This window comes from Cyclobacterium xiamenense (assembly GCF_042140265.1).
GTDB classification, from domain to species: Bacteria; Bacteroidota; Bacteroidia; order Cytophagales; family Cyclobacteriaceae; genus Cyclobacterium; species Cyclobacterium xiamenense_A.
On sequence record NZ_CP159481.1, the window covers coordinates 1,420,557 to 1,435,038 of the forward strand.

At 52.3% G+C, this 14,482-nt stretch carries 10 protein-coding genes; 4 read left to right on the forward strand and 6 right to left on the reverse strand.

Annotation, left to right across the window (positions count from 1 at the left end):
* Positions 1–124 precede the first annotated feature (124 nt).
* From ABWH99_RS06110 to ABWH99_RS06120, 3 genes are read right to left on the reverse strand one after another with little or no spacing between them, the layout of a single operon-like run.
* On the reverse strand, positions 125–1,468 hold the full coding sequence (locus ABWH99_RS06110; protein ID WP_375585406.1) for an enolase C-terminal domain-like protein: 1,344 nt from the start codon (positions 1,466–1,468) through the stop codon (positions 125–127).
* Positions 1,469–1,514: 46 nt separating this feature from the next.
* Positions 1,515–2,780, reverse strand: a complete 1,266-nt coding sequence (gene dgoD, locus ABWH99_RS06115) for a galactonate dehydratase (RefSeq protein WP_375585407.1) — start codon at positions 2,778–2,780, stop codon at positions 1,515–1,517.
* A gap of 45 nt (positions 2,781–2,825) precedes the next feature.
* Entirely contained in the window at positions 2,826–4,064 is a 1,239-nt protein-coding gene (locus ABWH99_RS06120) for a mandelate racemase/muconate lactonizing enzyme family protein (protein ID WP_375585408.1), read from the reverse strand.
* Between the two features lie 287 nt (positions 4,065–4,351).
* Between ABWH99_RS06120 and ABWH99_RS06125 the strand changes: the two genes are divergently transcribed.
* Complete coding sequence (locus ABWH99_RS06125; RefSeq protein ID WP_375585409.1) at positions 4,352–5,614, forward strand: serpin family protein; 1,263 nt, start codon at positions 4,352–4,354, stop codon at positions 5,612–5,614.
* A 12-nt stretch (positions 5,615–5,626) separates the two neighbouring features.
* Here ABWH99_RS06125 and ABWH99_RS06130 read toward each other — a convergent pair whose 3' ends face one another.
* The 3 genes from ABWH99_RS06130 to ABWH99_RS06140 form a co-directional block, all read right to left on the reverse strand.
* Complete coding sequence (locus ABWH99_RS06130; protein ID WP_375585410.1) at positions 5,627–7,132, reverse strand: sulfatase; 1,506 nt, start codon at positions 7,130–7,132, stop codon at positions 5,627–5,629.
* A gap of 199 nt (positions 7,133–7,331) precedes the next feature.
* On the reverse strand, positions 7,332–8,522 hold the full coding sequence (fdhA, locus tag ABWH99_RS06135) for a formaldehyde dehydrogenase, glutathione-independent (RefSeq protein ID WP_375585411.1): 1,191 nt from the start codon (positions 8,520–8,522) through the stop codon (positions 7,332–7,334).
* 386 nt (positions 8,523–8,908) lie between these two features.
* A complete protein-coding gene (locus ABWH99_RS06140; RefSeq protein ID WP_375585412.1) occupies positions 8,909–9,304 on the reverse strand; it encodes a DoxX family protein in 396 nt (131 codons plus the stop codon).
* A 192-nt stretch (positions 9,305–9,496) separates the two neighbouring features.
* Between ABWH99_RS06140 and ABWH99_RS06145 the strand changes: the two genes are divergently transcribed.
* The 3 genes from ABWH99_RS06145 (at position 9,497) to ABWH99_RS06155 (ending at position 14,435) form a co-directional block, all read left to right on the forward strand.
* Positions 9,497–11,269, forward strand: a complete 1,773-nt coding sequence (locus tag ABWH99_RS06145) for a DUF5060 domain-containing protein (RefSeq protein ID WP_375585413.1) — start codon at positions 9,497–9,499, stop codon at positions 11,267–11,269.
* A 185-nt stretch (positions 11,270–11,454) separates the two neighbouring features.
* Positions 11,455–13,647, forward strand: a complete 2,193-nt coding sequence (locus ABWH99_RS06150; protein WP_375585414.1) for a Na-K-Cl cotransporter — start codon at positions 11,455–11,457, stop codon at positions 13,645–13,647.
* Between the two features lie 659 nt (positions 13,648–14,306).
* Positions 14,307–14,435, forward strand: coding sequence for a hypothetical protein (locus ABWH99_RS06155; protein ID WP_375585415.1), 129 nt, complete (start codon positions 14,307–14,309; stop codon positions 14,433–14,435).
* Positions 14,436–14,482: the final 47 nt, after the last annotated feature.

Below are 14,482 nucleotides of genomic sequence, written 5' to 3' on the forward strand. Positions count from 1 at the left end.
TCCCTTTCAATCTCCCTTTCAATCTCCTATCAATCTCCCTATCAATCTCCCCTCAATCTGAAGCCTAACCCCGCCGAAGCCCAATTTCCCTTTCAATCTCCTCGTCAACCTATCGAAGGCTAGCCTAAGGCCGTATAATCGTCCCGTCAAATTTTCGTACGGTCCAGTTGGATCGGGTATGCATGGGGTATTTTTTGGCCAGGTCCTCGTTGATGTCCACACCCAGTCCGGGAGCTTCGTTTACCCACATGTACCCGTCTTTCATGGTAGGTGAACCAGGGAAGATTTCCCGCGACAGGTCGGAAATCCGAGCTGCTTCCTGGATGCCAAAATTCCATACCGCCAGGTCAATGTGCGCATTGGCGGCATGCCCCACAGGTGATACATCTCCCGGGCCATGCCAGGCGGTTTTTACTCCGTAGAATTCTCCCAGGCGGGCTACTTTCATGGCTGGACTGATGCCTCCGATTTGGGAGATGTGGATACGGATATAATCAAACATCCGGTTGGTAATGGGTTCTTTGAATTCGTTGATATTGTTAAAGAGTTCGCCCATGGCCAGAGGTACGGTAGTGGCTTCCCTCAAGGCCTGAAACCATTCCATTTGTTCCGGAGAGAAGGGGTCCTCGATAAAAAACGGGTGGTAGGGTTCGGTACTTTTGACCACCCGTATGGCATCCATGGGTTCCAGTCGCTCGTGAATATCGTGGAGCAATTCCACCGATTCTCCGCACTGCCGGCGTACGGTCTCGAAAAGTTTTGGTACGTCCCGGATGTATTTTCCCTGATCCATGTATTGATCGGTTTCCCTGCCATAGCCTTGTTTTTTGAAGTCGGGCTCCCCGGTGAGGGCGGTTCCACCGTAACCACCTTGTTGGATGCGCACGTAGCGGTAGCCTTCCTCCATGTAACCGGATACCTGATCGGCTGCCGCCTCCGGCGTATTGCCGCTGGCATGGGTATAGCAAGGAACCGCAAAGCGGCATTTTCCACCCAATAGTTGATACACGGGCATGTTGGCTCGCTTGCCTTTGATGTCCCAAAGTGCCTGATCCAGTCCGCTGATGGCGTTGTTCAGGACCGGGCCGTTGCGCCAGTAGGAACTCACAAAGGCCGATTGCCACATGTCCTCGATGGTATCCACGTCTTTTCCCACGCAAAAGTCCTGCAGGTATTTTTCTATGGCCGTGATCACTGCAAAGGCCCGTTGGGTGAAGGTGGCGCAGCCCAGGCCATACAGACCGGGTTCGGAGGTTTCCACCTTGACCACGATGAGATTTGATCCACTGGGGGCCGTTCCGATCGCCCTCACGTTGGTAATTTTTAATGGGGGAAGCCCGTTTAGCGAGGCGGGTGTTACGCTTTCATTTCGTGCATGTGCCTGGGGATGCATGCCCAGTAGTCCCGCGGCTGCGCCCAGTCCGAGTCCTTTGAGTAGTTTTCTCCGCGTTGTCTTTTTTGGTGTCATGATGGTATTGAGTTTTTTTGTCAGTTACGCCTATTTTCCTTTTTACTTACCAATCCACCACCGATCCATCTCGGGGATCGTAGGTTTCGGGGTTGGTCCAGTCGTGTCCAATTTTGTCGGCCAGCGCCGCTTCGTCCAATTCGATGCCCAGTCCGGGTCCCTCGGGCAGTAATACAGTGCCGTCGGTCTCCAGCCGAAAGGGGTTTTTCAAGTAGCCTTCGCCCAGAGAGACTTGCTCCTGCACCAGAAAGTTGGGAATGCTGGCCGCCAACTGAAGGCCAGAGGCCAGGGAAATGGGGCCCATGGGGTTATGGGGAGCGATGGCGGCATAGTAGGCCTCGGCCATTCCGGCGATCAATCGGCCTTCGGTCAGTCCGCCGGCATGACAAAGATCAGGTTGCAATATACTGGCCGCCCCTTTCTCCAGTAATTCCCTGAATCCCCATTTGGTGAATATTCGTTCACCTGTCGCTATGGGTAAATGGGTGCTTCGGGCGATATCTACCAGTACATCCACGTTCTGGGCCTGACATGGTTCCTCGATAAACATGGGCTGATAGGGTTCCAGTTCTTTGATCAGCACTTTGGCAGTTTGGGGAGAAATGGCCCCGTGAAAATCAATGCCTATATCCATTTCCGGGCCACCGGCTTCCCTCAGCGAAGCGAAGTTTTCTACCGCGTAGTCGATAAAGGCGGGGTTTTCCACCATCCGGGCGGGCAGTTTTTTGGCAACTCCGGTTTTGATAACGGTATAGCCCTCTTGCTTGCGTTTTTGCATGTCTTCGGCGTTGCTGGCCCTCCCGTAAATCCGCACCCGGTCCCGCGTGGGGCCACCGAAAAGTTCATAGACAGGAATTCCCAGCAATTTACCCTTGATATCCCAAAGCGCCTGGTCAATGCCGCTTAGGGCCGAAGTAAGGATGGGTCCGCCCCGGTAAAAGGCATGCCGGTAGATGGCCTGCCAGTGATGTACTACCTGCCTGGGATCTTTGCCAATCAGGTAGGGTTCGATTTCCTTGATGGCGGTCTGAATGGTTAGCGCCCTTCCTTCCAGCAAAGGTTCTCCCAGCCCGGTGACGCCTGCATCGGTATGGATTTTTAGAAATATCCATCGGGGTTTGACCAGAAAGGTTTCCAATTTGGTGATCCGTACCTCGTTTTTCCGCAAAGTTTGGGGGGCGGGTTGTTCGGCATAGGAGGAAAGCGGTAGCAGGAGACCGGTTCCGGCCAGTCCCAGCACCGACTGTATGGCCTTCCTTCGGGATAGCGGCCGGCTGCCGTTTTTTTTGCTTTTTTTGGGTTTGGGTTTCATGTGATGGTTTATTTTTCGGTTGATGGTTTTTGGAAGGTGTGGGGCTTACCAGTTATGAATGGCTCCATCCGGACTTTTCAGGAAGGGATGGGTAAATTCGGTGTTTTTGGTGATTTCAAACAGGAAATCGGCTTTTTCCCGATCAAATACCACCCCTAATCCCGGACGGTCATTCAGGTGCACCTTTCCCTCTCTGAAGTCGATAAAGTCTTCATTAAAATAAGCCGGTTTTTCGGGCTCCCCGCCTGCGAGTTCGATCATGCAACGGGTAGGACTGGAGGAGCCTAGCACGTGTACCAGCGCAGCCGTGGAAAGGGGACCGGTAAAATGGGGGATAATGCCTACATAGTGTGTTTCTCCAATGGCGATGATTTTTTTCAGTTCGGTAATGCCGCCCGTATTGGGAAGGGTTACCCGGCTGTAATCGATCAGGTGGTTCTCCATCAGCACATTGCTGTCCCAGCGGTCTCCAAACTGTTCGCCAACCGCGATGGGCACCTTGGTCTGATTTCGGATGGTCCGGTACACCTCCGGGTTTTCGGATCGGATGATGTCTTCCACAAAATAGGGCTCCAATTCCTCCAGGGCATCGCAGATTTTGATCGCTTCCGGGGTATCAAACCGGGTATGCAGGTCTACCGCCCAGTTGCCGTTTCCTCCTACCGCTTTGTCCAGCTGCTCGCAGAGGGCGATGGTTTTTTTGCTATGCTCGTAAAAATCAAAGGGCAGGTCACCGTTTCCTCCGGTAGGACCGATGCGGTAGCACCTGAGTCCCGCCTCCAGGCAGTCCAGGGCCCGTCCTTCCATGGTGCTGGCGGTAGAATTTCGAAAACCAGTAGCGTAGCATTCCACGTAATTTCGGGTCTTGCCGCCCAGAAGTTCGTAGACGGGAACGTCCAGGGCCTTGCCTTTCAGGTCCCAAAGGGCCATTTCAATGGCACCCAGCCCGTGCAGTTTTTCTTTTCCCGGTGGGTAGAACATGCCTCGGTACAGGTATTGCCAGAGGTGTTCGATACGGAAGGGATCTTCTCCAAGCAGCATTTCGGCGCATTGCCGCACCATATCAGGGGTACCGCCTTCTCCTATCCCAATTAAGCCCGAATCGGTCTCCACCTCTACGATACCTCTAGCCTGATTAAATAGCGGTTTGTTGTAGCCGGGAGCCGCGTAGTAGCGGATTTTTTTGATGGTATAATCGGAGCGGGCATGGGATGAAAAGGGAAGGCCAGACAAGGCGGCCATGGTCCCCAGGGAACCCAGTTTTAAAAACTGTCTTCGTTGCATGGGTTATTTTGGATAAATTTTGTATAATCTTCTAATAAATCCTGAAAAATCCAAATGCCATGCGGTGAAAAGAAGGAGTAGCTTCCATTCAAATTTCCCAAAAGGAATACTAGGGACGGCCAAAAGGCGCCCGGGTAGACATTCGATAATGCCTCCCGGATGAGGGAATCAAAAACGCCTCGAAAGGCATTGCCCGGCGTTCCAGAAAAGTTGCGAAAAAAAGTATCCGGCTATGTAGCGTTTGAAGGCATTTTTACGTAAGGTCAATAGAAAAAAACCTAACCTGTATGAAAAGGAAACAGTACTTGATCGGTGTTTTGTGTGCGACCTTGGCGTTGAACGCCTGTGATTGGACCGGAGGGAGCGAAGAGGAACCCGCAGTACCCAACCTACGGGCGCTGCAGGCAGCAGAACAGGAAATGGTCCTGTCCAGTTCTCGTTTTGCAATGGATCTGTTCCATCAGCTACAGAAATCCGAAGACGTGAATCAGTTTTACAGCCCCTACAGCATCCATCAGGCACTCTCCATGGCTATGAATGGCAACGAAGGAGAGGTGTTGGAGGAATTTACCCGGGTTTTGCGCTACGAAGGGATGAGTCTGGAACAGGCCAACCAGGCAGCCCAATCCCTGACCAACTTTTTACTGGAACTGGATCCGAAAGTCCGGCTTTCCATCGCCAATGCGATTTGGTACCGGCAGGGTTTTACTATTCACCCGGAGTTTGAAGAAACCGTTCGCAATAGCTTCGGTGCAGAGGTGGCAGGGTTGGACATGAGCAACCCCCAATCGGTCGATGTGATCAACAACTGGATCGAAGCCAATACCGAAGGGCTGATCAAGGACATGCTGGACCAAATTTCTCCCCTCGCGGCCATGTACCTGGTCAATGCCATCTATTTCAAGGCCGATTGGAAATACCGTTTCAATGCTTCCAATACCGAAAAGGCTCCTTTTTACGTCAATCCCCAGCAGGAAGTGCAGGTAGACATGATGCAGATGGAGGAGCCGGCTACCTTTCGGTATTTCAGCGACGGGGATTTAGACTACCTAGAGATCCCCTACAGCACGGGACAGTATAGCATGGGCGTAATTACCTCGGACGAATTTGATCTGGACGAAAAGCTGCAGGAGTTTTCCTACGAGGATTTGGAAAATTGGCGGGAGCAGGCTTTTGAAGCCAATTTTATCCTACAGCTACCCAAATTCAAGATGCGCTATAAAATGGAACAAATGAAGGAACACCTGATCGCCATGGGCCTGAAAAAACCCTTTGATCCCAGTCCGATGAACTTTACCCGATTGTTTTCCCATCCCACCGAACCTATGTTTATCAGCCGGGTGATCCACGATGCGTTGATCGAGGTGGACGAGCAGGGAAGCGAAGCGGCAGCGGCTACGGTGGTAGAAATCGAATTAACGTCGGTTGGTCCGCCGCGTCAGCCAAACGTCTTTCGTCTGGACAAACCCTTCGTTTTCCTGATCCAGGACAAGCACAGCGGCGTCGTCCTGTTTATGGGGAAGTTGGGTGATCCATCGTTGTTGGAATAGATCTGAACCCTTTTATAACGCTGAGAAAAATTCCGACTTTTCCTGCTCCACGGCCTCGAGTTTTTTCTTCAGTTCTTTGACAAGTAGCGGGTGGTCCTCCCGGATGTTTTGGTGGGGCATGGGTTGCTCTTGGTTAGCAAACAGATTGATTTCCAGGGTGTCCCCACTCGCTTTGTCCATCCATACCATCAATCGGTGATCCGGGGTGCGTACCGTTTTTCCAAGTACCCCCCAGGCATCCCGTTCTCCTACTACGAACTCCTTGAGCGGGGCTTCCGGATTATCCAAAGCAGCTTTGAAACTTGTCCCTTCCAGGTGGTCGGGTGCTGCAATCCCGCAGAGTTCAGCAAGTGTGGGGAAAATATCCACGGTCTCGACCATCCCGTTAGCCGCCGTACCGGGTTGATTCATCCCGGGTTGCCGGACGATGAGTGGACTGTTGAGGGCGATGTCGAAATTGGTGTGTTTGCCCCAAATGCCGTAATCACCCAGGTGCCAGCCATGGTCTCCCCACAAAACCACAATGGTGTTTTCATCCAGTCCCAGTCGGGTCAATTCATCGAGGACTTTACCAATCTGTGCATCGACGTAGCTGACCGCAGCCAGATAGCCGTGTTTGAGGGTATTTTCTCGCTCCGGTGTGATTTCCCAGCCCAGGGTATCTCCTGGCCAGGTGTAGGCTCCCCTTGGTTCGTAGCTGTCCCTACCGTAGTGCAAGCTCACATCGGAGGAAACATTTTCCGGTGGGCCCGGGTAGCTGGAAGCGGGTATTTTTTGGGGATCGTACAAGTCCCAGTAGCGTTTGGGAGCATTAAAGGGGAGGTGGGGTTTGTAGAATCCTACCGCCAGAAAAAACGTGGAATCCTTGAGTTGCCGCAATTGTTGGATAGCTGCTGCTGCGTTGTGTCCATCGGCGTAGCCCTCGTCGTCCAGATCTGCCGCTTCGAAAGGAGGTAGGCTACGATTGGTTGGCCGGCCGTAGTAACTCGTTCGCGCCTTTCCTCCGGCATAGGAGAAAAAGGCACTCCAGGGTTCTCTCCATTCACCCACAGGTGCAAAGGATTCGTCCCAACTAAAGGGAACCTCGTGTTGGGTTTGCAGCGAATCCATCACGCCACCCGGCTGGTGCGAAATCTTACCGATGTCCACGGTGCGGTACCCGTTTTCCTTAAAGAGCTGGGGCATGGAGAAAATGCTTGCTGGTTTTACTCCCGATTCCCGGATGTCTTTGAAAATGTCCCAGTTCAAGGTCCGTGTGCCGGATAGCAAGGTAGACCGGGATGGACCGCATGCGGCATCGTGGACAAAATGGTTGAAAAAAACACGTCCCTCGGAAGCCAATTTGTCGATGTTCGGTGTGTGTACATAATCCACACCGTAACAACCCAGTTCGGGACGTAAATCGTCCACGGCAATAAACAGCACATTGAGTTTTTCATTTTTCACCCCCTTATTTTCGCATGCAAACAATGCAAGTGCCACTAGCGTCAGGTGGGTTAGATGAAATCGTATCTTCATAATTTTTGGTCGATCAGTTGTCCTGCTAAAATAAAGAAATTTGGGTAAAAATGAATGCATAGCATACCGCTTCGGAGAACGTACCGGCTCTTGGGGTAGTAGACCCGGATCGAAGAAATCGGTTGAATCGGACCTACGCGGTCTGTCAAAAGAAGATAAAAAACCTACCAAGCCCAATGCGACCCGGTAGGTGATGGAATCAATTTGGGATCAGTCCATGGGGATCGATCACGAACTTTTTGGCTGCGCCCCCGTCAAAGTCCTTGTATCCCTGAACGGATTCCTGCAAGGATATTACCTGCACGTTTACGGCTTTGGCGATCTGCACTTTATCGTAGAGGATGGCCTGCATCAGTTGCCGGTGGTATTTCATCACGGGGCATTGCCCGGTATGGAAGGAGTGCGATTTTGCCCAGCCAAGTCCGAGGCGGATGCTTAAACTCCCCTTTTTGGCGGCGGCGTCAATGCCTCCCGGATCACCGGTTACGTACAGGCCGGGAATGCCAATGCTTCCGCCGGCACGGGTAATGTCCATCACGGAATTCAGTACGGTGGCGGGTGCTTCTTTATCGGCGTCTACCCCATGGCCTTTTGCTTCGAATCCCACGCAATCCACGGCACAGTCTACTTCCGGCACGCCTACGATTTCGGCGATGGCATCGGCTAGCGGAGTTTTGTTTCTCAGGTCGATGGTTTCGCAGCCAAAGCTTTTGGCCTGGGCCAGACGTTCGGGAATCATGTCCCCTACAATGACCACGGCGGCGCCAAGCAAATGGCAGGAAGCGGCACAGGCCAGTCCTACCGGACCTGCACCCGCTATATAGACGATGGACCCTGGACCCACACCGGCGGTCACTGCGCCGTGATAGCCGGTCGGGAATATATCGGAAAGCAGCGTGAGATCCCGTATCTTTTCCATGGCCTGTTCCTTGTCCGGAAATTTGAGCAGATTGAAATCAGCATAGGGTACCATGACGTATTCCGATTGGCCGCCGACCCAGCCACCCATGTCTACGTACCCGTAGGCAGCGCCCGGTCGGGCAGGATTTACGTTCAGGCAAATACCCGTTTTGCCTTCCTTGCAGTTGCGGCAGCGTCCACAGGCGATGTTGAATGGCACCGATACCAGGTCTCCTTCGTTGATGAACTCCACGTCCCGTCCAGCTTCGATAACGAGTCCGGTAATTTCATGGCCCAGAATCAGGCCTTCCGGGGCGGTGGTCCTTCCCCGTACCATGTGCTGGTCGCTACCGCAAATATTGGTAGAAACGATTTTTAGAATGACCCCGTGATGGCATTTACGGTCTCCGAGGGCCAATTTTGGATAATCGATTTCCCGGACCTCTACTTTGCCGGGTGCTACATAGGCTACTCCGTGATTCTTACACATGTGCTTTTTGGTTTATTTTGGGTAATGAACGTGTATACTACTTTTATGCAGAAAATGCATAAATTCTAACTAATCGAATTAATGTAATCAATAATTTTGTGAATACCAATTACCTGGAAATTTTGTGATATAGATGAATGAAAAAGCGTAATGGTTTCACAGGCGAAAAATCCGAGATCGGGTTTTGGAGGGATCCGGAATGTCATCGTCACGTAGGTGGCAGGTCGCCGAGCGCCATGTGGTGGTCCGGGTCGGGCTCCTGTAAGTTCCGGACTGCCCGCATAGCTTTAAAAATAGGGGGGCAATTACCTGCGGACAGTCCGGATAGCAGGGGAGGCGGGGTAGTGGTCCTCCCTAGGCTGGGTTTGTGCGAAAAGCAGATTCGATCAGTTGGTAGCGGGTGTTTTCTCTCCGTCCACACTCCAAATGCCCGAACCTTTGGCGGCAATGAATAGAAAAATGAAACAGAAAAGGAGTGCTTTTTCGCCCCCATTGAGCAGGGGATTCCACCCTTGCGGGGCATGTACCATAAAGAAAGCCACTGCCATCTGGCCGCTCGAGATAAAGGCGGCGATACTACCGATCAGGCCGATCATGATGAGAATCCCTCCCACCAATTCCACCACGCCGGCGAAGCCTATCATGGAGAACAACTCTTTGGGTTCCTCGCCTCCGGGCCAGCCGATTAGTTTCTGGGAACCGTGCATGGCGAAGCTAAATCCCGCCACGATTCGTAACAGGGCATACAATTGGGGAGCAAATTTTCCGAGGTACTTTTCCATAGGTTATATTGTTATTTGGTGTATGAATGAATGAATTTAATAAATAAACAGTAAAATACAATCAATCGTGAGGGAATTCATTCAATCCGCTACCGAAAGATAGGAGGTTCCGCCGGCTTCCGGACTTCCCCGGAGAAGCCGTTGGTGATTTTTTGGGAATTGCGTACCTTGGGTCCAAAACCTGACACCGATATGCGTTACCTATCCCTTGTTTTACCTCTGGTTCTATTGTATTCCGAAGCGTTCGCACAACAGGCACGCATGGAAGGAAGCAGGAAGGCTCGCCAAAAACTCACCTTTTCCTGGGAAGGGCCGTACCGGACCGAAGCCAAGGAAACGTTTCTGAATTTCCGCATGGAAGTAGCATTCACCGATCCGACTGGACAGCAGATGTTGGTGCCGGGGTATTTTGCAGCCGACGGGAGGGCTGGAGAGAGTAGTGCTACCGCAGGAAACGTATGGCGGGCGCATCTGGTGCCCCTGGTTCCCGGGGAATGGACCTATCGGGTTCGCTTTTATCGGGGCGATGGGCTAGCCATTATTCCTTCTGTTGAAAAGGGTCAGTCCCCTGCTCTACAAGAAAATAGCGGTACTTTTCGGGTTTTGCCAGCAGATGAAGCAGCAGCCGGATTTCTGGGCAAAGGGAAACTTCAGTATGCCGGCGGTCCGTTTCTCCGGTTTACCGATGGTGATTATTTTTTAAAAATGGGCGCAAATTCCCCGGAGGTGTTTTTGGAATACGCCGATTTTGACGGCACGGATTCGGAGCGAAGCTATTCGGCACATCTAAAGGATTGGACAGAAGGCGACCCGGTATGGCAGGGGGGAAAGGGCAAAGCAATCATCGGTATCGTCAATTATTTGAAGGAGCAAGGGATCAACGCGCATTACTTCCTGCTGATGAATGCCTACGGGGATGGGAAAAAGGCCTATCCCTGGACCGGACCGGATTCCTTTTACGAATACGATGTATCCAAGCTGGATCAGTGGCAAGTGGTCTTTGACCACATGATGGAAGCAGGCGTGATGCCACAGTTGGTGCTTTCCGAACAAGAAAACCAATCCTATTTCGAGACGAAGGAAGGGGGCGTATTTGCCGACAGCCGCAAGGTGTATTACCGCGAGATGGCCGCCCGATTTGGCTACCTGCAGGCGGTTACCTGGAATATTGGCGAGGAAAGCGGCTGGGAAAAAGAGCCAACCTACGGGAAGGCGATCAATGGGCAACAACGCAAAGAATTTGCGGCCTATTTGCGGGAGCTACTGCCTTATGAGGAATTGATCGTCGTTCATAACGGGCCCTCCAATACGGATGCGATTTTTGAAGAGCTGCTGGGACACCCCGCCTACACCGGCATTAGTTACCAGGGAAACTTTGAAAATCCCTTGTACGGCTACGAGCGCATTCGTCACTGGCGGGAAGCTTCGGACCGCTGGGGACATCCCTGGGTGGTGAGTTACGACGAGCCTTATACCAACCCGGAGTTTCCTGATCTGGACACCTGGCGAAAACACTCCCTCTGGGCCGCCTTGATGGGCGGTGCGGCAGGTGCGGCGCTATATGTAGGTAAGGGTAGGGACCTGACGATAGAGGATTACCGCTTGTACGAGTCCTATTGGAAAACCATGGATCGGGCAAGGCGCTTTTTCGTGGATAATCATCTACCCTTTAACGAAATGAAACCCATGGAGTCATCCGAGGTTGGCGGCGGCTGGGTGATGTCGGCTAATTCAGGGGACTACCTGTTGTACCTGCCGGAAGGAGGGAAAGGCCGAATGAAGGTGCCCGCCGGAGCCTACCGCTTGCATTGGTTCGATCCGGCCATGGGAGAACTATATAGCACCGGCCTTCCGCGGCAGGTTTGGCACGAGGGATGGATGGAAGCAGGAAATATGCCGTTCAAGCCACAGGCAGACTGGTTGCTCTGGCTGAGCCGGGAAAATGGATCCGGCGGCGAGGAGTGATACCTGCGTTCGATGGCAGGAATTGCCGGGAAAAAGTAATTGTACACCGATCACCTTCTCCACCGGCTGCCTCGCGTCGGTAGCGAGCAAATTACCAGATTGTTGAGAAATCCCCGTATTTATTTACTTATTTTGGCAATTTGAAAGCGATTTCCCTTCGCGCGCTCGCTAATAAATCAGGCAATATGGCAGGAAAAACAAAACCGAAGAAAAAGCAATCGAAATTAGGAACGTTTGGAGGCGTATTTACGCCTTCCCTGCTGACCATTCTGGGCGTGATCATGTACCTCCGATTTGGATGGGTCGTTGGAAACGTGGGCCTGATTGGCACCTTATTGATCGTTACGCTGTCGACCTCGATCACCTTTCTCACCTCCCTGTCCATTGCCGCAGTGGCTACCAATGCCCCGGTAAAGGGCGGAGGAGCGTATTTCCTAATCAGCAGGTCCCTGGGTGCGGAAATCGGGGGGGCAGTGGGCATTCCCCTGTACCTGGCCCAGGCCTTTTCCGTTTCCTTGTACATCATCGGTTTTTCGGAAAGTTTGACGGCTATCTTTCCTGCCCTGGACGCCCGGTGGATCGGGTTGGTAACCACAGGGGCACTGGGTGCGCTCGCTTTGTTTTCCACGCAGGCGACCATCAAAGCACAGTACATTATCCTGGGTTTGATTGCGCTATCGCTGGTATCGCTGCTCTTGGGCAGTCCGCTGGAAGATTCCCACATCGAATTGTGGGGCGTGCCTGCCTCCCAGTCGGTGAGTTTCTGGCAGGTGTTTGCCATTTTTTTTCCGGCAGTAACCGGGATTATGACCGGAGTGAACATGTCCGGGGACTTGAAAGATCCTGCCCGTTCCATTCCGAGAGGGACCTTTCTGGCGGTAGGAGTGGGCTATGTCATTTACATGGTACTTCCGATCATCCTCGCAGCGCGGGTAGATGCAAGTACCCTGGTGGCCGAGCCTCTGATCATGGAGCGGATCGCCCTATGGGGTGGGGCAATTCTATTGGGCGTCTGGGGGGCCACGTTGTCCAGTGCCACCGGGAGTTTGCTGGGCGCGCCGAGGGTCTTGCAGGCCCTGTCCAACGATAAGCTGTTGCCCGGATGGTCGCGGATATTTACCCGGGTTTCGGGGAAAGAGAAAATCCCCCGTGCGGCCACGGTCTTTACCATCGGGCTTACCTTCGTTACCGTTTACTTTGGTAATCTCAACCTGATCGCGCCGATACTGACTATGTTCTTTCTTACGACTTATGCAGTACTCAACGTTACGGCTGGTATCGAAACTTTTCTCAAGAGTCCTTCGTTCCGCCCGAAATTTAAGGTGCATTGGTTTTTCTCCGTATTGGGAGCCGTCGGATGTGCAGCGGTCATGTTTCTGATCAATGCCTTGGCTACCGTTGCCGCCTTTTTGGTGATTGGGATGATCTTTATCTGGCTGAAACGAAGAAAAATCAAAAGCACCTGGGGTGGTCTGGGTAGGGGGCTGCTTTCTTCCATCATCCGGTACGCACTGCTGCGTCTCGAAAAAGAGGGCGATGCGAAAAGCTGGCGCCCGAATATCCTGGTGCTGTCGGGTTCCCCGGCGAAGCGTTGGCGGCTGATCGAGCTGGCCAATGACATTACCAACGGCAATGCACTGTTTACGGTAAGTACCATTGTTTCGGAGACGAACGTGCCTCAGGAGAAAGTCAAAGATTACGAGGGGCAAATTACGGATTTTCTAAGCAATAAAAACGTGCAGGCGCTGGTTCGGGTGCTGCGTGCCCCCGATCCCTTTATTGGTTCCACCCAATTGGTAAACGCCTATGGACTCGGGCAGTTGGTACCGAATACCGTCTTGTTGGGCGATACCCGGGAAGCCGCCCACCTGAACGCCTATTCCGAAATGATCCGGCATTTCTACAAATCCAGAAAAAACGTGATCATTGTCAAAGACGACAACAACAGAGGGTTTAAAAAGAAGCGGGTGATCGATGTTTGGTGGGGGGGGATGAAGCGGAATGGCAGTCTGATGATCATTTTGGCCTACCTGCTCAAAAACAGCCGGGAATGGCAGCAGGCGACGGTCAACGTAAAAATGGTCGTGCCCAATACCGAAGCCTCAGCCGGGGCACGAAAAAACCTGGATGCCATCTTTTCCGGCATGCGAACCGGTTTTAGCTACCAGGTATTGGTGGCTGAAGGGAGAGATTTCTGGGAGATCCTGCGTGAGGAATCTTCCGAAAGCGATTTGGTGCTGATCGGTCTGGCTGTCCCCGAACTGGAAGGAGATTTTGAGGTATACTACACCGCTTTGAAAGAAAAAACCAAGGCCTTACCGACCATCGTATTTGTATTGGCCGCGCAGGAGGTGGAGTTTGACAAGGTCCTGCATTAGCGAGCGATTGGGTCGGCAGACCGGCAGCATCTCCAGGTTTGCTCTGCTATCTATTTTCCTTGTTGTACGCCTAACCCACCTAATTTTAGCCCTAATAAGGCGCCATCTCCCGGTGATGGGTGTGGCTTATCGTGTCAATGTCATCGTTGTTTTAGTAGCCCTGTAGGGGCGGGATATGTTCTTGTACTCTGGCATGGGGATTGACGAAAATGTTTCGCCCCTATAGGGCTAGGAACCCGACTATCTATTTTTCCACCGGGCTCTACCCTGTGCCGGGGTATTTTGCGCTTTCAGCGCTCGGAGTTTTCTACAGAGACAGTATTCGTTGCTAGATAGCGTTCAGGGATTCGGTTAGTAATCGGGTCTGGTGCCTAACTCCAATTGCCTAATTTTAGCCCTGAAAGGGCGCCATCATCCAGCGATGGGTGCAGCCCATCGGATCTTATCGGCTAGGGAAGAGATGCCCGGAAAAAAAGCAATACGGCCGCCCTCTAAAAAGGAGATTTTCCCGGTTTTTCGACGGAATTTTATATTTTTGGCCAAAATAAACTCATTCAAGCACTTTGGTACAATAAATGTATCCAGTTAACGCAGTTCCGGTTGTTATTTTCACCCGAGAATGCTACTTTTTCCTTTTGTAACCACAAACCCGTTTGCCAATGCACACTGGATTTGATCGCATACACGAATTACTCGGAACCAATGTGGGCTATTTGTTGGATCGCAGGGATCCAACAAACAAATTACGGGTAGAAGGGCCTTCCAAGGCCCCATGGAGGGAGGGCTGAAGCTATTGCAGCTCGTCCAGGACGTGTCCCCAAGCAAGGAGCTCACC